The sequence below is a fragment of the Staphylococcus sp. Z5-21 genome (assembly GCF_056529615.1).
This window is the reverse complement of the sequence record NZ_CP096462.1, coordinates 1,225,469-1,249,497: the sequence shown is the minus strand read 5'-3', so window position 1 is coordinate 1,249,497 and position 24,029 is coordinate 1,225,469. Positions and strand designations below refer to the sequence as shown.

The following is a 24,029-nucleotide window of genomic DNA, read 5'->3' as shown; positions in this document are numbered from 1 at the left end:
TGAAATCTACTCAAAATATTTACTTAGTATACATTTTAGCAACCCCATATAAATAAATATACAGACAAATACATAAAAAATTAATTCATTCTATTTTTATTGTGATTTACAATTTTTTCTAAATAATATTTTTGCAGTTCTAAATCACCTAACCTGGAAGCTTCCCGCAACTTTTGATTAAGCGATTCAATCGTTTCTTCATTTCTATTAGATATCAGTGTATTTATATAATCGTCAATCTCATATTCATAAGGTTCTTCATTTATCATATAATTATCTAATGATATAAATGCTTCTTTGATTTCATTGATATCGATATACTGTAACACATCACTAATATTAAACGTATCATTTTCAGAGTAAAACTCATGTAAAACATTAAATATACGCTTAAAATATTGATTTGTAAAGTCCTCTGTTTGAAGTAATTTATGATAATTCAAGAAAGTGTCTTTATCGTTCATAAAATGTTTTAATAAAGCACGTTCTGCTTTTTCATGTTTGCTCAAATTATTAAATTCAGGAACAGTGGGTATTTGATAATTGTGTGGCTGATAATAATCTTGTTGCTGTCCTACTTCATTATTTAGACTATCCAAGCTAACTTTAAACAATTCAGATACTTCTTGCAATATTTTTTTGCGTAAAATCGTTGATTGCATAAATGAAATATCATTAGTTATCTCTTTTAAATATCTTTCATATGCTAGATCATTGTTTTCTATTTCGTCTTGATGCGTGTGAATTTTGTAAATGATGAATGACTTCTTCTCATGTTCAACAAAATAATTAAAAGCGTCTGCGCCATGTTTACCAATATATTCATCAGGGTCCATATTTTTAGGAAGTTGTACTACAAAGACGTTAAAGCCTTGTTGTAATAGAGCCTGTCCTGATTTCAAAGTAGCTTCAGTACCCGCAAAATCACCGTCGAACATCAAAGTGACATTTGTTGTTAATTTCTTTATAAAGGCAATATGTTCATTTGAAATCTGTGTACCCATACTAGCAACAACTTGTTTCAATCCTGCTTGATCTGATTTGATTACATCCATAAAGCCTTCTAATAAAATAATTTCATCATTTTTACGTATTGATTTTCTTGCTTTATCTACATTGTAAAGTAATCTTCGCTTTTGAAATATGGCTGTTTCTGGACTATTTAAATATTTTGGTTCTTGATTTGTATATGTTCTACCAGAATAACCAACAGTTCTTCCTTGTGCATTATTTAATGGAAACATGACACGATCACGAAATCGATCATAATAACTAAAATTCTCTTCATTTCGTGACAACAAACCAGATTCATAAGCTAGTTCAATGTCATATTCTTTTTTCTTTAAAAAATCATGACAGAAATGCGCATTATTAGGTGCATAACCAATTTTTCTTGCATCTATTAATTCATCTGTAAAACCACGTTCTTTTAAATAATTTAATGCCGCTTCACCTTCAACAGTTTTCTTCAGTGCGTAATGGTAATAATCTTGCATTAATTCATGCATTTCAATCATTTTTAAATCATCTGAAGCGACTTGATGCCCATTGTCTTGATTAGCATAACTTTGATCGGTTTCAACTTTAATATTTACACGTTCACCTAATTCTTTTACTGCTTCTGTAAATGGGATATCTTTAATTTCTTGTGTGAATTGAAAAACATTACCACCTTTTTTACAACCGAAGCAGTGACAAATTTGTTTATCTTCAGAAACTGTAAATGAGGGTGTTTTTTCATCATGAAAAGGACACAAACCTATATAATTGCGTCCTCTCTTCTCTAACTTCACATACTCACTAACTAAATCAAGTATATCCGTTTTATCTTTTATTTGATTTATCGTGGATTGATCGATTCTCAATATTATCACCTATTAAACATTAGTCATACTATTATAATTGTTTTCGTTAATTTTTGAAATTATTTTGCTCAATAAGACTGATAATATCATTTGCTGTTTCTTCAATAGCCTTATCTGAAACATCAATTACAGGACAACCAATTTTATCAACTAATTCATGGAAATAATTCAGCTCTTCTTCTATGCGTTGTTCAGTAGCATATCTTGCACTTTCACCTAAGCCAAGTTGTCTGAGTCTTTCTTTACGAATTCTATTTAATTTTTCTTCACTAATTTTTAAAGCGATACATTTAGAAGAATCTATATTAAATAAATCATCTGGAGGTGTTACTTCAGGTACGATTGGAATATTCATAACTTTGTAACTTTTATGTGCTAGATATTGTGATAACGGCGTCTTAGACGTTCTTGAAATCCCTAACAATACAATGTCGGCCTTGAATAAACCTTTTGGATCTTTACCATCGTCATATTTAACTGCAAATTCAATTGCATCAATTTTTTTGAAATAAGCTTCATCTAGTTGATGGACTAAACCTGGTTCAAAATACGGCTTTTCATCTATTTGATCTAATAAAATATTCATTAGTGGCCCCATAATATCCACTGCTTTAATTTTAAATTCTGCTAATTTCGCTTCCATGTATTTTCTAATTTCTGGTTTAACTAGTGTATATACCACTATCGCTTCGGTATCTTTTGCTACTGAAATCACTTCATCCACATTTTCTAGTGCTTCTATATAGGGATACCTACTTATTTCACTTTCACATTGTTTAGGATTAAATTGTGAAATGCAAGCTCTTGCTACAAGTTCGGCTGTTTCACCTACTGAGTCGGATGCCACGATTATTTTAATATTTTTCATTTACTTAAAACCACCTATTCATTTAGTAAGGATACAAAGATTTTAGTGATCGTAGTTTTAGAAATACGACCTTTAACTTCATATTTATCATTATCTTTCTTTACTACAATTGGTAATGAATCAATTTCTTTTTCGATCATAAGATTTGCTGCATGTATGACTTTCTCACCTTCAAGTACAAAACTCAAATTCGGCATTCGTGTCATAATAATATTAACTGGCATTGTATGTATATCATCACCAATCATAGAAGCTCTCAGTAAATCTTTACGAGAACAAACACCCATAAAGTCACCATCACTATTAATAACAAACAATGTGCTGACATCTTCTAAAAATATGGTGCAAATTGCATCATAAACTGACGTCTCACTTTTAACGACGACAGGGTGAGACGCATAATCTTTCACAACATATTGCTTCAATTCATCCGCAATTAATTTATTCTGAGGTTTGCCAGAATAATAATAACCTACACGTGGTCGAGCTTCTAATATGCCAGACATTGTTAATATGGCTAAATCCGGTCGCAATGTAGCTCTAGTCAAGCTCAGACGATCAGCAATATGTTCTCCTGTAATAGGCCCATTACTCTTTACTATTTCAATTATTTGTTGTTGCCTTTTACTTAGTTCTATAACACTCACCCCTTTATTCATTCTTCTTAATTATACATTGAATTTTTAATTGCTACAAATACATATATTTACTTGCTTATAAACTATCAATACATTAAAATTAGACTTAAAGCGAGTTAAGGATGGTGAAAGCTTAACAAGTAACAATGGCTACAATTAAATGATAGTTAAAAGCGAGTGTACACACTAATTTGGGTGGAACCGCGGGTTAACATGAATCTAGTAAATAAACACATATATTACATATGTGATTAAAAAGATTAACTCGTCCCAAGATATAGATTAAACTTTTTGGCTTATTCTGTGTCTTGGGGCGTTTTCATGTAAAAAAGGAGAGTTATATTTAATGACAAAAGATATGGAAACAATCGTCTCATTAGCAAAACATAGAGGTTTTGTATTCCCTGGTAGTGACATTTATGGTGGTCTATCAAATACATGGGACTACGGCCCACTTGGTGTCGAATTAAAAAATAATGTTAAAAAAGCATGGTGGCAAAAATTCATTACACAATCACCATATAATGTTGGTATTGATGCTGCAATTTTAATGAACCCTAAAACTTGGGAAGCATCAGGTCATTTAGGTAATTTTAATGATCCGATGATCGATAACAAAGATAGTAAAATTCGTTATCGTGCAGATAAAATCATTGAAGACTACATGTTAAATGAAAAAGGTGACGAAAACTTTGTCGCTGACGGTTTAAGCTTTGATGAAATGAAACGCATTATTGATGAAGAAGGTATCGTTTGTCCTGTAAGTGGCACAGCGAATTGGACTGATATTCGTCAATTCAACCTTATGTTTAAGACTTTCCAAGGGGTTACTGAAGATTCTACTAACGAAATTTTCCTACGCCCTGAAACTGCACAAGGTATTTTTGTTAACTATAAAAATGTACAACGTACTATGCGTAAAAAATTACCTTTTGGTATAGGACAAATCGGTAAATCATTCCGTAATGAAATTACGCCTGGTAACTTTATCTTTAGAACACGTGAATTCGAACAAATGGAATTGGAGTTCTTCTGTAAACCTGGTGAAGAAATTGAATGGCAAAATTATTGGAAAACATTCGCGAGTCAATGGCTTAAAGATTTAAATTTAAGCGAAGAAGCAACGCGTTTACGTGATCACGATGCAGATGAATTGTCTCACTATTCAAATGCGACTACTGATATCGAATATCGTTTCCCATTTGGTTGGGGTGAACTTTGGGGTATCGCGAGTCGTACAGATTTTGACTTGAAAAAACATAGTGAACATTCTGGTGAAGATTTCCAATATCACGATCAAGAAACAGGAGAAAAATATATCCCTTACTGTATAGAGCCTTCATTAGGTGCTGACCGTGTTACTTTAGCATTTTTATGTGATGCTTATGATGAAGAAGGAGTTGAAGGAAGCAAAGATTCAAGAACAGTACTTCACTTCCACCCTGCACTTGCACCATATAAAGCAGCTGTATTACCATTAAGTAAAAAATTATCAGGCGATGCAATTAAAGTGTTCGAAGAATTAAGCGCTGATTTTGCAATTGATTTTGATGAATCACAATCAATTGGTAAACGTTACCGTCGTCAAGATGAAATTGGAACACCATACTGTATCACTTTTGATTTTGATTCTTTAGAAGATGAAAAAGTTACAGTTCGTGACCGTGATACAATGGAGCAAGTTCGTATGCCAATCACTGAATTAAAATCATTCTTAGCTGAAAAAGTTAAATTTTAATTTTAAGAATGATATATTCAAAATCAAATAAAACTTAAATAGCAATTTAAATATTTATGGGACAAGAAACTAAGATTATTTCATTGTAATGGATTAATTTTTCTTGTCCCATTTTTTTATAAAAAAAAAAACAAACCTATGGTCTGGGCCAATAGGTTTGAATATAAATAATTATTATAAGTTATCTAATCGATATAATTGATTAATTAGTTTTTGACTTTTGAAATACATACCCGCATACTCTTTATACAATAAGATAACAAGTTCTGACATTTCATCGACAATTGTTTCGTGTATGCTCAATGAACTCATTTGATTAATTGGTAACTTCTGAAGGATATCTAATAAATACAACGTTTTGTTTGATAACTGAAATGCGTGTGTATCTTTATATGCAACATTTTCAGAAATTGCACCATCATATTTAAAACTATAACCGACTAATTTTGATTGATCTTCACTTTGAGTTATCACACATCTGTCAAATACTGCATTAAATCCAAATTTTGTCATACATTTTAACAATACAACAACTGACATGAGTTGTGCTGAAATCCCCTGCCTAATCTTATCTAATACAAAATGCAATAATTCGTAACTATTTTTAGAGATTTCATCTGTTTCCATGGAACGGTCGATCGTTTCAGTACACAAACTTGCATAGCTACTTTCATATATATCTAGTCGCAGATGGTAATTTTGGTCAATGACATCAACTGAACTTAAGGTGCCCATACCTTTCCACTTTGAATAAATAAACAAGCCATACACAAATAATTGCGTATTAGCCTGCAAGCCGCTCTTACTTTTCTTGGCTCTTCTTACCATAAGTGGGACTTTAGCACCATATTCATTTAAGATAGTTATAATTTTATCGGATTCGCCATAATCAATGGTTTTTATAATAATCCCTTTTTGTTTGATTAACACACGAATTCACCGACTTTCAACTTTAACTTAATCTCTATCTTCTAAATAACCCATTTGGCGAATGAAATTAACTTTATTTCGCCAGTCTTTTTGTACTTTAACCCATAGTTCCAAGTAAACTTTCGAGCCTAATAAACGCTCTATATCTTGACGCGCACGTTTACCAACCTCTTTTAATTTTTTACCGCCTTTACCAATGACAATCCCTTTTTGAGAATCTCTTTCTACGTAAATAGTAGCTTCAATTCTCACTCTATCTTCATCTTCTTTAATCATACGGTCTACATTAACACCAATCGCATGAGGAATTTCTTCACTTGTTAAATGTAAAATTTTCTCTCTTATCAGTTCTCCAACAACAAATTGTTCTGGATGATCTGATATTTGATCATCAGGATAATATTTAGGGCCTTCTGGTAAATATGATTTTATAACATTAATAAAATGATCTACATTTAAGCCTTCAAGTGCAGAAATAGGTACGATTTCTGTAAAATCCATATATTTTTTATATTTTTCAATTCTAGGCATTAATTCATCGGGATGAACCAAGTCAATCTTATTTAACACTAAAAATACTGGCGTTTTGATTGTTTTTAGCATATCCATAATATATTCGTCGCCTCTACCAATATCCTCATTGACGTTTACCATAAACATAATGGCATCTATTTCAGATAGTGTATTCGTCGCAACGCGCATCATATAATCTCCTAATTTGTGCTTAGGTTTATGAATACCTGGTGTATCTAGGAAAATAATTTGCGCATCTTCTTGTGTCATGACACCTTGAATTTTGTTTCTAGTTGTTTGTGCTTTATCGGACATTATCGCAATCTTATGTCCTATTACACGATTTACAAAGGTTGATTTACCAACATTGGGTCTACCAATGATAGATATAAAGCCTGATTTGTGTTCTGTCATTAATTTAAATCCTTTCCTGAAAATCCTAAAGGCAATAACTCGCCTACTGATAATTCTGTCATATCACCTTTATGATTGGTCATATAAACTGGCATTTCGTCATCACAAAGCTCTTTCATTACTTGTCGACATGCGCCACATGGTGAGGACGGTTCATCTGCATCTACAGTTACAGTAATTGATTCAAAATCTCCTGGGCGGTATCCATCAGCAATTGCCGCAACTAAACTTGATCTTTCAGCACAAATCGCCATTGGATAAGCTGCATTTTCAACATTACCACCGTAATAAGCTTTGCCATCTTTCGTTCTTAAATACGCACCAACTTTAAAATTACTGTAGGGTGCGTACGCATTTGCCTGTGCTTTTCTTACTTCTGAAAAATAATGTGGTTGGTATGCCATTGCTTCATCTCTCCTGTTCAATATTCAACACCATGGAAATGGGTGTATAACTATATTTTATTAAAAGCTTTATTCATTAAGTATAAACAACTTTTGTGAATTTGCACTATTATTTAAAAATATACGGTAAAAAAACAATCAGCCCAATTAAGACAGCTATAATAGACGCAATAATCACGCTAAAAGCAGCAACGTCTTTCGCTTTCTTAGCTAAAATATGATAATCCGTTGTTACCAAATCGACTACATATTCAATAGCTGTATTTATCGTTTCAAATGCTAGCACAAGTCCAATCGCTAACAATATAAAAAGCCATTCCACTTTTGTAATATGAAATATAAATCCACAAACAATGACTATCAAACCAAAAATAAGATGAAGTAAGAAATTCTTATCTTTTTTTAATAAAACTATCATGCCTTGAAATGCATATTTAAATCTATCCATACGCGCCTCTAATCTCTAGTTAAGCCGTATGCATTAAGAATTTGATCTTGGCGTCCGAACATTTGTTTCTCATCTTGCTCATTCATATGATCATAACCTAATAAATGTAAAAAGCCGTGTAATGCAAGGAAGCCCAATTCTCTTTCAAATGAATGTCCGTACGAGTCTGCTTGTTCTTGAGCAACATCAGTACAAATAATAATATCGCCTAAAACTCTCGGCATTTCTATACCAGTTATTTCAGGTTCATCTTCCTCTAATGCAAAAGATATAACATCTGTGACTTTGTCTTTATCTCGATACATTTTATTAATTTCTTGAATCTCATCTTTATCTACAAAAGTAACTGACAATTCAGCCTCTTCTTCGATATTTTCTTGTTCCTTTGCAAACGTTAGCAGCTTGTCAATTTGTGTAAACCAATCCTCTTTCACTAAATTAGTATGGTCACTAAAATCTATCGTAAACATTTATTCATCTCCCTCATAACGATCAATAATTTTACTTACTAATGGATGACGTACCACATCTGTTTGGTCTAAATGATGAATACTTAAACCTTTAACGTTTTCTAATTTTTTAATCGCTTCTTTCAAACCACTCTTTACACCTTTTGGTAAATCTACTTGTGTTTTGTCACCAGTGACTACCATTTTTGATCCAAATCCTAATCTAGTTAAGAACATTTTCATTTGTGCATGTGTAGTATTTTGAGCTTCATCTAAAATGACAAAGGCATCATCTAATGTTCTACCTCTCATATAAGCTAATGGGGCAACTTCAATGATACCTCTTTCTATAAATCTAGCAGTTTGTTCTCTACCTAAAACAGTATTTAACCCGTCATAAAGCGGTCTTAGATAAGGATCTACTTTTTCTTTTAAATCTCCTGGTAGAAATCCTAAAGATTCGCCAGCTTCAACTGCAGGTCTTGTCAAAACAATGCGTTTTACTGACCCTTTACGTAACTGTTTAGCAGCATAGACTACAGCTAAAAATGTTTTACCTGTACCAGCTGGTCCCACACCAAAAACTAAATCATTATGGTGCATCGCATTTACGTATAAACGTTGTCCCATTGTTTTAGCACGAATCGTCTTGCCAAATGCATCTTTAGTAATTTCATCTTCATATAAATCTAATAAGTATTGAATCGTACCATTTTGTGCCATTTTCACTGCTGCTTCAACATCTTTAATCGATATTGTTACACCTTGTTGTATGACTTTTAATAAATTAATTAGTACGGATTCCGCTTTTTCAACATGCTCAACTTGCTCTCCTTTTACAGCAATTTCTTGACCACGAGCATGTATAATGACATCAAATCCTTCCTCAATTGATTTAAGGTGTTCATCATTATTACCAATGAGTGCTTGCGCTTCATTGATGTCATTTATTTGAATAATTCCAGGCATATAGGTGCTCCTTTACAAATATATTCGTTTCTTTTATTTTATCCTATTAGATTTTAAGTTACAAAATGATTGTTAACAAATAAATAATCAGCTTGTATAAAAATATACAATTACTGTTTAAAACTATTGATTATACATCTCTATTATATCACGAATACTCAATATATTATTTTAAAGTGAATTGAATAGGACAGAATTTCATTAATTTTAACAGAAGATTTACATTCTATCTAATTTTATAATAAAACGAAAGCTTTATAATGTATAAATATGATTGTGATAATCAGATAAATAAAAGTTCTTACTACGATTATAATATTAAAAACGCCTTATAACATCAAATTACATTGATTTATAAGGCGTTAACTTAAAACATTATATTATAATTGTTTCGGTCTTTCTAATACTTCTGACCAAATAATACCATTAACAACTTCGTCCTCAGCAAACCTGAATTGTTCATTTGTGGCTGTTCCTTGTATCGCATGAGCATTCATAAGTTGTTTTAAACGAAAACGCTTTGTTCTTTCTGATAAATATTTATCAGCTATAATTGCACGTGCTTTTCGTTCAGTTCGTTGCAACTTCTTCTCAGTTTCGCGATCAATTTCACTACGTACATCTTGCATTTGTCCTATTAAATCGGATTCTAATTCTTGTTGTAATTTATCATCTTGCTGTTGTTGTGAACGTTTTGCTTTTTCAGCTTCAGTTTCATTATCCGTTCTCATCGTTCTTGATGAGCGCTCAGGACTCGGTGTTTCCATTTTTTCTGCACGTGTTTCAACCGGTTCTGCTTGTGTCTCAGTAGGTTGAGGAGCGCGTGGTTTTTCACGTTCTTGCGACATAGGGTCTTCATTTAATTGTTTCTCTATTTCTTTAAATGTTTTTCCTATTTCATCAAAAAAGCCACGTTTCTGTGGTTCTCCTCCATGGTCATTTGACCGTTTGTTGACTGGTGGTTTTTGGTTTTGTCTTTCTTTATGGCTATTATCACTAATAGCACCAATTATTGTCACAATCACAGATATTACAAAGATAATAATACCTATACTCATTTAATCACCCCTAATTATTTATCCGGTGATTCATCATCTTTTTGATTCGTACGTTGATTAATAGAATTTCTCATGCCTGTGTCAGCTTCAACATTTTTTAAATTGTAATAATCTTTTACGCCTAAGTTGCCAGAACGTAAAGCTTCAGCCATAGCCAATGGTACTTCTGCTTCTGCTTCAACCACTTTAGAACGCATTTCTTGTACTTTTGCTTTCATTTCTTGTTCTTGAGCTACAGCCATCGCACGACGTTCTTCTGCTTTAGCTTGTGCAATATTCTTGTCTGCAAGCGCTTGTTCAGTTTGTAAATCTGCACCAATATTTTTGCTAATATCAACATCAGCAATATCAATTGATAAAATTTCAAATGCTGTACCAGAATCTAATCCTTTACTTAAAACAGTTTTAGAAATATTATCTGGATTTTCAAGAACTTGTGTATGGTGTTCACTTGAACCTATTGTTGAAACAATACCTTCACCAACACGTGCGATAATTGTTTCTTCACCTGCACCACCAACTAAACGAGCAATGTTGGCACGAACTGTAATACGTGCTTTTGCTTTAACTTCGATACCGTTCATTGCTACACCAGCAATAAATGGTGTTTCAATGACTTTAGGATTAACTGACATTTGTACAGCTTCTAATACGTCACGACCCGCTAAATCTATAGCAGCCCCACGTTCGAATGGTAAGTTGATATCAGCTCTTTGCGCTGCAATATTAGCATCAACAACGCGATCAACATTACCTCCAGCTAAATAATGCGATTCAAGTTGATTTGTAGTTAAATGCAATCCAGCTTTGTGCGCTTTAATTAGCGGTGAAATCACTTTACGTGGAGATACTCTACGTAATCTCATACCTACTAAAGTACCGATGCCTACTTTAACACCAGCAGCAATTGCTGAAATCCATAATCCTACTGGAACAAATGAAAATAGTAACAACAATGCTACTAATACAATAACGACGATTATAATTAATCCGATCATACTTTCTCTCCTTTATGATTCGATTTCTCTTACAACAACTCGTGTACCTTCAACTTCTAAGATGGTAACCTGTTTATTCCTTAAAATAAATGAACCATCTGAAACAGCATCGATTCTTTCATTATAAAATGTAATAATCCCTGCTGGTCTTAAGTCCGTTGATGTTGTTGCAGTTTTTCCAACTAAATGAGAGCGATCTTCATGTGAAGTGTAACCTGCCTCTGCATTTGTAGAATCTTTCAGTACAACTTTGTCTAAAAATGGAATTTTGCGTTTAAATCCTTTCACAAGTATCACCCACTCAATAATAGATAAGATTAATGCAAAGACAACATTAGCAATCATGAAGATAAAATTGTCTCCTAAAGTAATAATACTGAAAATAATAAACCCCATACCAATGATGCCAATAACCGCACCGACAACAAATAATTCAATGATAACTAATATGACTCCTACTCCAAAAAATATCACAGAATAGAAATTAACGTCGCCTTTCACAAAAAATCCTAAGAAAAATATCAATAACGCTATCGTTGATATGATACCAACAACATTAATCTTATTAGAATATAATTGATATAGAAAACCAAGAAAGATAATACAAGTTAAAATCAAAGCGCCAATTGGATGTACTATAAAGTTAGCTATATTATCAATCCAATTTCCATCCTCGACTAAATTGGAAGGAAAAATTGTATGTAAACTACTTGAAAGAATCACTCTATCACCTCGCTCTCAATTTGATTATACATGAAACTAATATGCGATTATACCGTTTACACTATAAAAATCTATTATCTTCAAAGGAATTTTCATTATTACTTTTTACTTTAATAATGATTAAGTACTACATGGTTTGTTTAATAAAAAATATATTGATTTAAAAAGTACAATGGTTTTTTATAAAAAAATAATAGCCTTAGCTGTATATAACAACTAAGGCTATTATGGTTTATAATTAATGTTGGTGTTGAGGGAGTCAACGAAACTATTAATTATTTGAATTTACGTTTACGTGCAGCTTCTGATTTCTTTTTACGTTTAACGCTAGGTTTTTCGTAAAATTCACGTTTACGTACTTCTTGAATAGTACCGCTTTTAGAAACTGTACGTTTGAAACGACGTAACGCATCTTCAAGTGATTCGTTCTTTTTGACTACTGTTTTAGACATGTGTATTTCCCTCCCTCCAAATATCAACGAAACTTTATTATCAATACACGGTATGAACCATGTATAATCTAGTATAATATATCTGATTAATGTGGTCAATTACTAAAATTCAGATTTTGTTATTTTGAATAAATTCTATTAATACATGAATAAATTTATCCGGGTATGGATTTTTATCGTTGTATCACCTTATTCTTTATAATTCATATAACACGCTATTAGCACACATCAATACATTAAACTAATTGTGTAAATCCTTTTCGAAACTCAAAGCACTCAAAACATATAAAGGTGCTGTTTCAGCCCTTAAAATTCTAGGACCTAAGCCAATTTGGTAACCAACATCTTGTAACAGTGAGACTTCATCCTCATCAAGGCCACCTTCAGGTCCAAATATAATTAATACTTTATCATTTGGTTTGAATTGTTGAACTAACGATTTAAATTGACTTACTTCACCACTTTTAGCGGCATCCTCATAGGCAATTAGAATGTAATCATACGCTTTGGCACTTTTAAGTACATTGTTTAATGTTGCTTGATATTGAATCGTTGGAATAGCTAATCTATAACTTTGTTCTGCAGCTTCCTTGATAATCTTCTGCCAACGTTCTAATTTCTTTGCAATTTTATTTTCTGTAAGCTTGACAACAGAACGTTTCATACCTACAGCAATAAATTCACTTGCACCTAATTCCGTTGACTTTTGTAGCATCCATTCATATTTATCAGACTTGATTAGTCCGCTACATATCGTTACATTTTGTGGTAATTCTGTATCCACATCAATACGTTCTTCTAACGAAACCATGATACCATCTGCACCAATATTATCCAGTTTACATTTATAAACATAATGATCAGCAAATGTAATAATGATATAATCATCAACTTGATGTCTCATGACATTTGAAATATGATGTATATCACCTTGATCAGTTATACAAAAACGCTGATTTACATCAGCGTTTTGATCTATAAAATATCTTTGCATGTCAATCGCTCACTTTCTGTCCGACGATACAAACCCAACTATTGTCATGATTAATAGAAACTATTTCAAATCCACTGCGTTTCATATGTTCAACAATAGCCTCGTGTTTTTCTTCTATAATACCAGAAGTTATAAAATAACCGTCTTTATTAAGTGTATTATAAGCATCATCTATCATTTCTTCAATAATATGAGCTAAAATATTAGCGATAACAACATCAAATTTTTCAGTTTCTTCTTTTAATAAATTACCTGGGACTGCTTCAATAGCATATTCACAGTTGTTTTTTTGAAAGTTTTCTTTAGCTACTCTAACAGCCATTTCATCTACATCAAGTGCTTTTATACGTTTAACGCCTAACAAATGTGCCGCAATGCTCAGTATACCTGAGCCTGTGCCGACATCTATAACTGAATCACTAGACTTAACATATGCTTCAATTGCTTTTAGACACATACTCGTTGTCGGATGATCACCTGTTCCAAATGCCATACCTGGATCTAACTCAATGCATAATTCACTATCATCTTCTTGTTGGTATGTTTCCCAACTCGGAACAATTGTGAATTTTTCAGATGCGCGAAATGGATGAAAGTAATGCTTCCACTCATTCTCCCAATCTAGCTCTCTAATTGTTTGCTCATCAAAGCTAAACAAATCTAAATCAAGACCTTCAATGTCTTTTAATGATTGAATTAATTTTTCTTGAAAATCTTTTGTATACTTAATTTCGTTAAAATATGCTTTAACTCTCACACCTTGTGTAGGATAATCTTCTGCATTTAATGCATATATTTCACCATACTTATCTTCGAAATCATGTGTTAAATCTTCTGAATCTTCTATAACAACACCATTAGAGCCATAATCTTCGAGTAAATTGGTTATGATTGGTGATACCTCATGGTTAGCAACGATTGCAACTTCAGTCCAGTTCATAAGTTATTCTCCTTTGAAGAATCTTTTTGCTTTATCTCTAAAATTTGATGGCTGCTCAGAAAGCTCCTCGCCATCTATTTCAGCAAATTCTCTAAGTAATTCTTTTTGGCGATCACTAATTTTTGTAGGCGTAACTACATTGATGTTAATAAATAAATCGCCATAACCGTAACCATGAACATTTTTAATGCCTTTTTCTTTCAGACGGAATTGTTTTTCAGTTTGTGTACCGGCAGGAATTGTTAGCATGACACTACCTTTAAGCGTTGGTACTTTAACTTCATCACCTAAAGTAGCTTGAGCAATACTGATATCTAATGAATAGTATATATCGTCGCCGTCTCTTTCAAATTTTTCAGATGGTTTGACTCTAAACACAATATATAAATCACCTTGTGGTCCACCGTTTTCTCCTGGAGCACCTTCACCAGCTAATCTAATTTGTTGTTCATTGTCTACACCTTCAGGAATCGTCACACTAATTTTTACATTTTTATTTTCAGTACCTTTACCATGACAAGTTGGACAAGGTTCTTCAAATTCTTGGCCTGAACCACTACATACTGGACATACTTTTTCAGTTCTTACTCTACCAAGAATAGTATTTTGTTCAACTGAAACATGACCAGAACCATTACAATAATGACAAGTTTTTTTCTTAGTTCCAGGTTTAGCACCTTCACCATCACATGTGTGGCAAGCAACATCTTTGCGAATAGAAATTTCTTTTTCGCTACCAAAAACAGCTTCATCAAATGTGACAGTCATCGTATATTGTAAATCGTCACCTTTTCTTGGGGCATTTGGATCTCGTTGCTGTCTGCCACCACCAAAGAATGAACTAAAGATATCTTCGAATCCGCCACCGCCGAATCCACTAAAGTCTTGGCCGCCGAATCCTTGGCCGCCAAAGCCACCTTGTGGTCCATCGTGTCCGAATTGGTCATAATTTGCACGTTTATTTTCGTCACTTAATACTTCATATGCTTCTGAGATTTCTTTAAACTTCTCATCAGCGCCCTCTTCTTTATTTATATCTGGATGGTATTGTTTTGATAATTTACGATAAGCCTTTTTAATTTCATCTTTAGAAGCGCTTTTGCTAACACCTAAAACTTCATAATAATCTCTTTTGGCCACTCATACCTCTCCTTTCACGGTTTTATTAAATCTATTATAAAAAGGAAAAAGTCAAAGCCAATGTTCAATTGACTTTGACTTAATTTGGCTAAGCAATTGTGTCATATATTTCTGTTAATAACAATTATTTAGTCAATGACTCGACTTATTTTTGGTTATCTTGGTTGTCATCATCTTTAACTTCTTTGAAATCAGCGTCTTCAACATTACTATCTTGAGAAGCATTTGCATCTTCACCTTGAGCTTGTTGTTGAGCTTGAGCTGCTTGTTCATAAACTTTTGTAGACAAGTCTTGAACTACTTTTTCTAAGTCTTCTTTTTTAGCTTTGATATCATCAATATCTTCGCCTTCTAGTGCTGATTTAAGTGCTTCTTTTTTGTCTTCAGCATTTTGTTTATCTTCTTCACTGATGTTTTCGCCTAAATCAGTGATTGTTTTTTCAACTTGGAATACTAAGCTATCTGCTTCGTTTCTCAAGTCACTTTCTTCGCGACGTTTTTTATCTGCTTCAGCATTTTCTTCAGCGTCTTTAACCATACGATCAATTTCGTCGTCTGAAAGTGCAGAGCTAGATTGTATTGTAATATTTTGTTCTTTGTTTGTACCTAAATCTTTTGCAGTAACGTTTACAATACCGTTTTTGTCGATATCAAATGTCACTTCGATTTGAGGTACGCCACGTGGAGCTGCTGGAATATCAGTTAATTGGAATCTACCAAGTGTTTTGTTATCTGCAGCCATTGGGCGTTCACCTTGTAATACATGGATATCAACTGCAGGTTGGTTGTCTGCTGCTGTTGAATAAACTTGAGATTTAGATGTTGGGATTGTAGTATTTCTTTCGATAAGCGTATTCATACGTCCACCCATAATTTCAATACCTAATGATAATGGTGTTACGTCTAATAATACGACATCTTTAACATCACCAGTGATAACGCCACCTTGAATTGCTGCGCCCATTGCAACTACTTCATCTGGGTTCACACCTTTATGAGGATCTTTTCCAACTTCTTTTTTAACAGCTTCTTGAACTGCTGGGATTCTAGTAGAACCACCAACTAAGATAACTTCGTCAATGTCAGAACTTGATAAACCAGCATCTTTCATTGCTTGACGCGTAGGTTCCATAGTTCTTCTGATTAATGAATCTGCTAACTCTTCAAATTTAGAACGAGTTAAAGTTAATTCTAAGTGTAATGGACCGTTCTCTCCTGCAGAGATAAATGGTAATGAAATTTGTGTTTGAGATACACCAGATAAATCTTTTTTAGCTTTTTCTGCAGCGTCTTTAAGACGTTGTAACGCCATTTTGTCTTTAGATAAATCTACACTGTTTTCTTTTTTGAATTCTGCAACTAAGTGATCAATAATTACTTGGTCAAAGTCATCCCCACCAAGTTTGTTGTCACCTGCTGTAGAAAGCACTTCAAATACACCGTCACCTAATTCAAGGATTGATACGTCAAAAGTACCGCCACCTAAGTCGAATACAAGTACTTTTTGATCTTGTTCAGTTTTGTCTAAACCATATGCTAAAGCAGCTGCTGTTGGCTCATTAATAATACGTTCAACTTCTAAGCCAGCAATTTTACCAGCATCTTTAGTAGCTTGACGTTCACTATCATTGAAATAAGCTGGAACAGTAATGACTGCTTTATCTACACTTTCACCTAAATAATCTTCAGCTGTACTTTTAAGATTTTGTAAAACCATTGCTGAAATTTCTTGTGGTGTATATGATTTTCCATCAACATCAACTTTATAATCAGTACCCATGTGACGTTTGATAGATTGTATTGTATTTGGGTTAGTAATTGCTTGGCGTTTTGCAACTTCACCTACTTGAGTTTCATCATTTTTGAATGCTACTACAGATGGTGTAGTTCTAGCGCCTTCAGGGTTTTGAATTACTTTTGGCTCATCGCCTTCTAAAATTGCAATACATGAATTTGTTGTACCTAAGTCAATACCTATTACTTTACTCATAAATAAATTCCTCCTGATATATTTAAAAATTTGGTGTTTTCAACAATAAAACGAATTATTGATTTACTTTAACCATTGAAGGTCTTAAAACTCTTTCTTTCAATTTGTATCCACTTTGTAGTTCTTGAGTGATTTGACCTGATTCGAAATCAGGATTGTCATCTTGAACTACTGCTTGATGTACATTCGGATCAAATTGTTGACCTTCTGTCTCAATTTTTTCTAAACCATTATTTTTTAATGCATTTAATAGACTTTCATGAACCATTTCTACACCTTTTTTAAGTGATTTAAATTGTTCATCTTCGCCATCTATTTGTAAAGCACGTTCAATGTTATCTATTGTTGGTAAGATATCATTTAGTACATCTTGTGCTTTATATGCTTTCATTGTTTGATTTTCTTTTTGGATTCTACGTTTATAGTTTTCAAACTCAGCGTATAATCTTAAATATTTTTCTTCATTTTCTTGAACATCTTTTTTTAATTGTTGAATTTCTTCATCTTTAGGATCTACGTCTTCTGCAATTTCTTGTGAATCGTCCTCCTGCAGATTATCTTGTGATGTTTCTGTAGTTTCATCATTGTTTTCAACTGAATCGGTTTGTGAAGTTTCTTCATTAACTTCTTCATTTTCGTTGAAAGCTGATTCGTTTTGCTCTGTCATAGTCTGCCCTCCAATACAATTCTTAATTACCAAATCGTATTTAGTAATCGAATTACGTTCTGATAATTCATTGCTGTTGGTCCGATAACCGCAATTTGACCTTTCAGCCTATCATCAATATGATACTCACTTGTTACGATAGAAATATCACTTAAACTTGATTCAATTTCATGTCCAATTTTCACATTGATGGAAGTATTGGACATTTCATCAAGTAGTTGTGTGATTTTGTTCGATTCTATATACTGTAGAATCGGTTGAATAGATGATACGTTTGATTCATTCAACGCATCTATGAGTTTAACCTTTCCGCCCATAAAAATGCCATTACTTTGATTATCAAAATGAATATCAATCATATTTAGCATGTCTTTTATAAAATCTTTTTCAGTATCAGATTTTACAAAAGCATTTAATTCATTTTCAAAACGGTGGTTATTCCATTCATTATATTTAGCAGTAACAAAATTTGATATTTTGGTTAATTCGTCATTAGATAAAGGTACTTCAGATGCTAAATGTAAATGTTCAACATGACCTGATGTAAACACAACCACCATAATAACCAAATAAGCATTTGCTCTAATCAAATGAATATTATTGATTATATCTTGTTTATGATTTGGACGCATTACCAGCGTTGTGTATTGTGATGCAATTGAAAGTTCATTAGCAAAATCACTCAATGTAGAGGAAATATCATAATGATTTTCAATTACCAAATCTTTTAAACGCTGCATTTTAGTTTGTTGTTGATGAGATGTTTCTTGTAATAATTGATTCACATAATATCTGATACCTGATTCTGATGGATATCTTCCTGATGAAGTATGTGTTTTTTCTATTAGTTCGAGATCTTCTAATTGTTTCATCTCATTTCTAATAGTAGCAGGGCTAACATTTAATTTATGTCGTTCAATCAGTGTTTTAGAACCAATTGGCTGACCTAAATCAACATAATCTTCAACAATTGCATTTAATATGCTTAATTGTCTATCACTAATCATGTTTTCACCTCATTAGCACTCTTTTGTTTCAAGTGCTAATTATAATTTATCAAATTGGTCAAAGTAAGTCAATGTTAAAGCCTCGGTTTTTAATAAAAACTTATACATTTAGTAAAAAAGACTCAAATACAAGGTTTCCGATGACTTTCCCTCTCTCAGTCATTGAAATAAAGCCTTGGTTATCTACAATAAGTTCTCTTTTAAGTAAATCCTCAATTGTTGTGCCATACACTTCATCTATAGATAAATCAAACTTTTCTTTAAATCTAGCTTTATTGACACCTTGGTTCATTCTTAAACCTAAAAACATTTCTTCTTCCATTTGTTCATTTTTTGTTGGTCTCGTGGACTCTAACAAAGGTCTTTCATTGTTCTTTATTTTCTTTATATAGTGATTTACAGGATTAACGTTACTGTACCTTTCACCGTCAACATAGCCGCTTGCACCTGCGCCAAAGCCATAGTAACCTTCATTTTTCCAATAAACTTTATTATGCTCTGATTCGTGACCCATTTTTCCAAAATTAGAAATCTCATATTGATGTAACTCAGACCTTTGCATGCGTTCTAAAAGATATTCATACATTTCTTCCCCGATATCTTCATTAGGTATTTTCAATTTGCCTTTTTTATACATATTATAAAATTGAGTTTTAGGTTCTAAAATAAGACCATAACTAGAAATATGATCAATATCCATCGCCAATGCTTTTTCTAAACTATCTTTAAAATCATCGATGGTCTGTTTTGGTAAGTGATACATTAAATCTAAACTAATAGAAGGAATACCTACGGCTCTCGCATTTGTAACTGCTTGGTATATATCAGATGTATTATGTGTTCTTCCTAATATTTCAAGCAACTCTGGTTTAAAAGTTTGAACGCCCATAGATAATCTATTCACACCAAAATCCTTTAATAATTGAACTTTTTCCAAAGTCAATTCATCTGGATTTGCTTCAAAACTAAATTCTCCTTTGATTTCGAAAATATCAGTAATAGCTTTAAGTAAACGTTTAAGTTGTTCATAACTAAGTGCCGTTGGCGTTCCTCCACCAACAAAAACAGTTTCTAACACTTTCGTTTTACTATATTGCATTTCTTTAATTAAACAATCTAAGTATTCATCAACTGGTTGGTTATGAATAAAATATTTATTGAAATCACAATACGTACATATTCTTACACAGAAGGGGATATGTATATATGCACTTTTCACTTCCATATTGTGTTCACCTACTTCCCTATTTAAAAACATGATGTTTCATAAAAAACTGGGGCATAAATCGTTCGGATTTAAGGCCCCAAGTTTAAAGTATTATTAATCTTCATCCATTTTGAGTACTGCAAGGAAAGCATCTTGTGGAATTTCTACATTTCCCACTGCTTTCATTTTAGCTTTACCCGCTTTTTGTTTTTCTAATAATTTTCTCTTACGTGTAATGTCCCCACCATAACATTTAGACAATACATTTTTCCCCATAGATTTAATGTTTGTTCTTGCGACAATTTTTTGTCCTACAGCAGCTTGTACTGGTACTTCAAATTGTTGTCTTGGTATTAATGTTTTCAACTTATCGACAAGAGTTTTACCACGTTCGTATGCAAATTCTTTATGCACGATAAAGCTAAGAGCATCGACTTTTTCACCATTTAATAAAATATCCATCTTAACCAGGTCACTTTCTTTATTATCAATAAATTCATAATCAAAAGAAGCATAGCCTTTAGTATTAGATTTTAATTGATCGAAGAAATCGAATACTACTTCTGATAATGGAATTTCATAAATAATATTCACTCGAATATCATCCATGTATTCCATATTAATAAATTGACCACGTTTACGTTGACATAATTCCATTACAGCACCGACATAATCATTTGGTACCATCATAGTCGCACGTACAAACGGCTCATAAATGGTTTCTATTTTATCGCGATCTGGCATATTCGCTGGATTATCTACAGATACTTCCTCACCAGATTTTAATATACATTGGTAAATTACCGATGGCGCAGTTGCGATTAATTCAATACCGAATTCACGTTCAATTCTTTCTTGAATAATTTCCATGTGTAACATACCTAAAAAACCAGTACGGTAGCCAAAACCTAATGCTTGAGAAGATTCTGGTTCAAATTCTAATGAGGCATCGTTTAATTGCAGCTTCTCTAAAGCTTCTCTTAAATCGTTATAGTCTTTGTTATCAATAGGGAATAATCCACAGAATACCATTGGATTCATTTTTTTATAACCTTGTAGTGGCGCTTCAGCAGGTCTCTCTGCATGCGTGATTGTATCACCTACACGGGAATCATCAACATTTTTAATACTAGCAATGATATAACCTACATCACCCACTGTTAATTCATCTACTGATAATTGTTTTGGGGTGTTAATACCTACTTCAGTTACTTCAAATTCTTTTCCAGTAGCCATCATTTTGATACGATCTCCAGCTTTAACAACGCCTTCCATAACACGTATGGATGAAATGACACCTCTATATGGATCATACTCAGAATCAAATATTAAAGCTTTTAAAGGTGCTTCTGGATCACCTTCAGGTGGTGGTACTACCTCAACTATTTTTTCCAATATATCTTCAATACCTAAGTTTGATTTTGCACTTGCAAGTACGACATCCTCTTTATCAATACCAATAACGTCTTCAAGTTCTTGTTTAACGCGTTCTGGCTCAGCTGCAGGCAAATCAATTTTATTGATAACAGGTAGAAGCTCTAAATCATTATCCAGTGCTAAATAGACATTCGCTAGTGTTTGTGCCTCAATACCTTGTGCTGCGTCCACTACTAAAATAGCACCCTCACACGCCGCAAGTGATCTAGATACTTCATATGTAAAATCTACGTGTCCCGGTGTATCAATCAAATGGAACGTGTATGTTTCTCCATCCTTCGCTTCGTATTTCAATCGTACTGCGTTTAGTTTTATAGTAATACCGCGTTCTCTCTCTAAATCCATAGAATCTAGCAACTGTGATTGCATGTCTCTTGTTTCAACTGATTTAGTATTTTCTAAAATTCTATCAGCTAAAGTAGATTTACCATGGTCTATATGTGCGATAATAGAAAAGTTTCTTATATTTTTGCGTCGATTATAACGATCTTGTTTATCCATGTATTATCCTTCTCACTTTCATAATTCTAGCCCGTTTGTATGTATGACATTCTTTGATATAATAACGTTTTTACAAGTCAATTGCAAACTTGCAAAGCCATTCGTTTATAATAATTCAAAATATTAATTCACTTGTTAACACTTTATCAGAATATTTTATAGAATAAGTGTTTCATAACTTTATACATTATTGTATCATTTATATTGAATTTACGGGCGGCTCATAAATAAATGATTGCAGAAAGTCGCTTGTTTTGATAAAATATTTCTTGTTGTAATCAAATTCATTTTGATAGCGAAGATCACTTTTAGGAGGTGACACACATGCCAAACATCAAATCTGCAATTAAACGTGTTAATACAACACATACTGCTGAAGAACGTAATATTTCTCAAAAAAATGAAATGCGTACAGCAGTTAAAAGAGCTCATTCAGCTTTAGAATCAAATGCTGATAACAAAGCTGACTTATTGAGTTTTGCTTTGAAAAAAGTAGATAAAGCTGCACAACGCAACTTAATCCACGACAACAAAGCTGCTCGTATTAAGTCATCATTAATGACAGCTGCTAAATAATATTAAAGTTCAAGCAATTGCTTGAACTTTTTTTATATCTTTTTTTAATTAAGCATCCTTTTAAAATACTCCCAATTTAATGTATGCACAACGGGATAATATTGCTTTGTTTAAAACTACAGCGATAAAATAAATAACTCTAATATGAGATGTTTATCCATATAAGATGATTTTAATTTATAATCCGTTTCAGCACACGAATCTATAATATTTAGCAAACTTTCAAGTTGGTAGTTTCTTGCTTGATTAAGCGCTAATTTTACTCTGTATTGGTGTACATTTATTGTCTTGGCAATTTGTTGACCACTATAACCTTTTTGACTTAATATTTTAGACTGATAAAAAAGTCGATAATTACTGGTAATTAATGCTAATAACTTAATTGGTTCTTCTTTCATTGCAATCAGATCATTAACCAATTGAATTGCATTTGATTTTTTATTTTTTTGAATATAATCTGTTAGTAAAAACACATTTTGTTCTAAACTTCTATTAACAATTTGGTACACATCTTGTTTATTAATTGTTGATCTGTCACCTAAGAAAAGGATTAATTTTTCGAGTTCTTGTTTAACAATATTAAAATTAACGCCTGTTAATTCTATAAATAGGTCAAGTGCATCTTGTTTGATATCTTTAAAATTTTCATGAAGCTCTTTTTTCATCCACTGCATAATTTCTTCTTCTGACATTTGCTCTATTTTTTTTAATTGGGCATTCTTTTTTAATGTTTTCACCAAATTCTTACGCTCATCTAATTTACTATGATATACCTCAAAAATAATCAACGTACCTCCATCATATTTTTCAATAAATTCAATGAGTTGATCTATGTTGTGATTCAAATCTTTAGGAGGTTTTTCACCAGTGAATAGGTATGCATTTTGAACAAGTACTACTTTTTTATCAGAGAAAAAAGGCATGGTCAATGATTCTTCTATTACGGGTGCCAAATCATGTTCGTATAAACTATATTTCACGAAATTAAAATCATCTTTAGGTGCATTTAAATAGTTATTTATTTCTTCTGCTGACTTTTTTTCTATAAGTTCCGGTACTTCTCCGTAAATTGTTATTATATTATTGCTCATATATAGCACCCT

The 24,029-nt window shown here is 32.5% G+C and carries 24 protein-coding genes; 2 read left to right on the top strand and 22 right to left on the bottom strand.

Annotated features, from left to right (window positions below):
• Window positions 1-80 precede the first annotated feature (80 nt).
• Genes dnaG through ccpN form a run of 3 tightly spaced genes read right to left on the bottom strand, consistent with a single transcriptional unit; the run spans window position 81 to window position 3,392 of the window.
• Window positions 81-1,865 (bottom strand): DNA primase, encoded by a 1,785-nt coding sequence (gene dnaG, locus M1D64_RS06190; RefSeq protein ID WP_480977564.1) that lies wholly within the window; start codon window positions 1,863-1,865, stop codon window positions 81-83.
• Window positions 1,866-1,911: 46 nt separating this feature from the next.
• Window positions 1,912-2,733: a pyruvate, water dikinase regulatory protein gene (locus M1D64_RS06185; RefSeq protein ID WP_069825891.1), complete on the bottom strand. Its 822-nt coding sequence runs from the start codon at window positions 2,731-2,733 to the stop codon at window positions 1,912-1,914.
• Between the two features lie 14 nt (window positions 2,734-2,747).
• Window positions 2,748-3,392: a transcriptional regulator CcpN gene (gene ccpN, locus M1D64_RS06180; RefSeq protein WP_075345136.1), complete on the bottom strand. Its 645-nt coding sequence runs from the start codon at window positions 3,390-3,392 to the stop codon at window positions 2,748-2,750.
• 325 nt (window positions 3,393-3,717) lie between these two features.
• Between ccpN and M1D64_RS06175 the strand changes: the two genes are divergently transcribed.
• Window positions 3,718-5,109 (top strand): glycine--tRNA ligase, encoded by a 1,392-nt coding sequence (locus tag M1D64_RS06175; protein WP_002483167.1) that lies wholly within the window; start codon window positions 3,718-3,720, stop codon window positions 5,107-5,109.
• Window positions 5,110-5,283: 174 nt separating this feature from the next.
• Here M1D64_RS06175 and recO read toward each other — a convergent pair whose 3' ends face one another.
• The 18 genes from recO to lepA all read right to left on the bottom strand — a co-directional run bounded on the left by recO (window position 5,284) and on the right by lepA (window position 22,350).
• Window positions 5,284-6,039, bottom strand: a complete 756-nt coding sequence (gene recO / locus M1D64_RS06170; RefSeq protein WP_002483166.1) for a DNA repair protein RecO — start codon at window positions 6,037-6,039, stop codon at window positions 5,284-5,286.
• Between the two features lie 27 nt (window positions 6,040-6,066).
• On the bottom strand, window positions 6,067-6,966 hold the full coding sequence (era, locus tag M1D64_RS06165; protein WP_041080602.1) for a GTPase Era: 900 nt from the start codon (window positions 6,964-6,966) through the stop codon (window positions 6,067-6,069).
• Window positions 6,966-7,370 carry a cytidine deaminase gene (cdd, locus tag M1D64_RS06160; protein ID WP_002483164.1) on the bottom strand — a complete coding sequence of 135 codons (405 nt, stop codon included), beginning with the start codon at window positions 7,368-7,370 and terminating at the stop codon, window positions 6,966-6,968. Before cdd ends, era begins: the two co-directional genes overlap by 1 nt.
• A 109-nt stretch (window positions 7,371-7,479) precedes the next feature.
• Entirely contained in the window at window positions 7,480-7,818 is a 339-nt protein-coding gene (locus M1D64_RS06155; RefSeq protein WP_011303000.1) for a diacylglycerol kinase family protein, read from the bottom strand.
• An 8-nt stretch (window positions 7,819-7,826) separates the two neighbouring features.
• Complete coding sequence (ybeY, locus tag M1D64_RS06150; protein WP_011302999.1) at window positions 7,827-8,288, bottom strand: rRNA maturation RNase YbeY; 462 nt, start codon at window positions 8,286-8,288, stop codon at window positions 7,827-7,829.
• The gene (locus M1D64_RS06145; RefSeq protein WP_002483161.1) at window positions 8,289-9,236 is read right to left on the bottom strand and encodes a PhoH family protein; all 948 of its coding nucleotides are present in this window, start codon (window positions 9,234-9,236) and stop codon (window positions 8,289-8,291) included. It abuts the gene before it with no gap.
• Window positions 9,237-9,616: 380 nt separating this feature from the next.
• Window positions 9,617-10,294, bottom strand: a complete 678-nt coding sequence (locus M1D64_RS06140; protein ID WP_069822019.1) for a hypothetical protein — start codon at window positions 10,292-10,294, stop codon at window positions 9,617-9,619.
• 14 nt (window positions 10,295-10,308) lie between these two features.
• The gene (gene floA, locus M1D64_RS06135) at window positions 10,309-11,292 is read right to left on the bottom strand and encodes a flotillin-like protein FloA (RefSeq protein ID WP_011302997.1); all 984 of its coding nucleotides are present in this window, start codon (window positions 11,290-11,292) and stop codon (window positions 10,309-10,311) included.
• Window positions 11,293-11,304: 12 nt separating this feature from the next.
• Window positions 11,305-12,015 carry an NfeD family protein gene (locus tag M1D64_RS06130; protein ID WP_069822020.1) on the bottom strand — a complete coding sequence of 237 codons (711 nt, stop codon included), beginning with the start codon at window positions 12,013-12,015 and terminating at the stop codon, window positions 11,305-11,307.
• Between the two features lie 275 nt (window positions 12,016-12,290).
• Entirely contained in the window at window positions 12,291-12,467 is a 177-nt protein-coding gene (gene rpsU / locus M1D64_RS06125; RefSeq protein WP_002483157.1) for a 30S ribosomal protein S21, read from the bottom strand.
• 241 nt (window positions 12,468-12,708) lie between these two features.
• Window positions 12,709-13,461 (bottom strand): 16S rRNA (uracil(1498)-N(3))-methyltransferase, encoded by a 753-nt coding sequence (locus M1D64_RS06120; protein ID WP_069822021.1) that lies wholly within the window; start codon window positions 13,459-13,461, stop codon window positions 12,709-12,711.
• A gap of 1 nt (window position 13,462) precedes the next feature.
• Window positions 13,463-14,401 carry a 50S ribosomal protein L11 methyltransferase gene (gene prmA / locus M1D64_RS06115; protein WP_069822022.1) on the bottom strand — a complete coding sequence of 313 codons (939 nt, stop codon included), beginning with the start codon at window positions 14,399-14,401 and terminating at the stop codon, window positions 13,463-13,465.
• Between the two features lie 3 nt (window positions 14,402-14,404).
• Window positions 14,405-15,541, bottom strand: coding sequence for a molecular chaperone DnaJ (gene dnaJ, locus M1D64_RS06110; protein WP_011302993.1), 1,137 nt, complete (start codon window positions 15,539-15,541; stop codon window positions 14,405-14,407).
• Window positions 15,542-15,686: 145 nt separating this feature from the next.
• Window positions 15,687-17,531, bottom strand: a complete 1,845-nt coding sequence (dnaK, locus tag M1D64_RS06105; protein ID WP_002483153.1) for a molecular chaperone DnaK — start codon at window positions 17,529-17,531, stop codon at window positions 15,687-15,689.
• Window positions 17,532-17,586: 55 nt separating this feature from the next.
• Complete coding sequence (gene grpE, locus M1D64_RS06100; protein WP_002483152.1) at window positions 17,587-18,198, bottom strand: nucleotide exchange factor GrpE; 612 nt, start codon at window positions 18,196-18,198, stop codon at window positions 17,587-17,589.
• A 26-nt stretch (window positions 18,199-18,224) separates the two neighbouring features.
• Window positions 18,225-19,205 (bottom strand): heat-inducible transcriptional repressor HrcA, encoded by a 981-nt coding sequence (gene hrcA / locus M1D64_RS06095; RefSeq protein ID WP_069820175.1) that lies wholly within the window; start codon window positions 19,203-19,205, stop codon window positions 18,225-18,227.
• Between the two features lie 100 nt (window positions 19,206-19,305).
• Window positions 19,306-20,430 carry a radical SAM family heme chaperone HemW gene (hemW, locus tag M1D64_RS06090; RefSeq protein ID WP_011302991.1) on the bottom strand — a complete coding sequence of 375 codons (1,125 nt, stop codon included), beginning with the start codon at window positions 20,428-20,430 and terminating at the stop codon, window positions 19,306-19,308.
• Window positions 20,431-20,526: 96 nt separating this feature from the next.
• Window positions 20,527-22,350: a translation elongation factor 4 gene (gene lepA / locus M1D64_RS06085; protein WP_002483149.1), complete on the bottom strand. Its 1,824-nt coding sequence runs from the start codon at window positions 22,348-22,350 to the stop codon at window positions 20,527-20,529.
• A 324-nt stretch (window positions 22,351-22,674) separates the two neighbouring features.
• On the opposite strand from lepA, the gene rpsT reads away from it, so the two are divergent.
• Window positions 22,675-22,926, top strand: coding sequence for a 30S ribosomal protein S20 (rpsT, locus tag M1D64_RS06080; RefSeq protein ID WP_002483148.1), 252 nt, complete (start codon window positions 22,675-22,677; stop codon window positions 22,924-22,926).
• 116 nt (window positions 22,927-23,042) lie between these two features.
• Here rpsT and holA read toward each other — a convergent pair whose 3' ends face one another.
• Window positions 23,043-24,017 carry a DNA polymerase III subunit delta gene (gene holA / locus M1D64_RS06075; protein WP_069822024.1) on the bottom strand — a complete coding sequence of 325 codons (975 nt, stop codon included), beginning with the start codon at window positions 24,015-24,017 and terminating at the stop codon, window positions 23,043-23,045.
• Window positions 24,018-24,029: the final 12 nt, after the last annotated feature.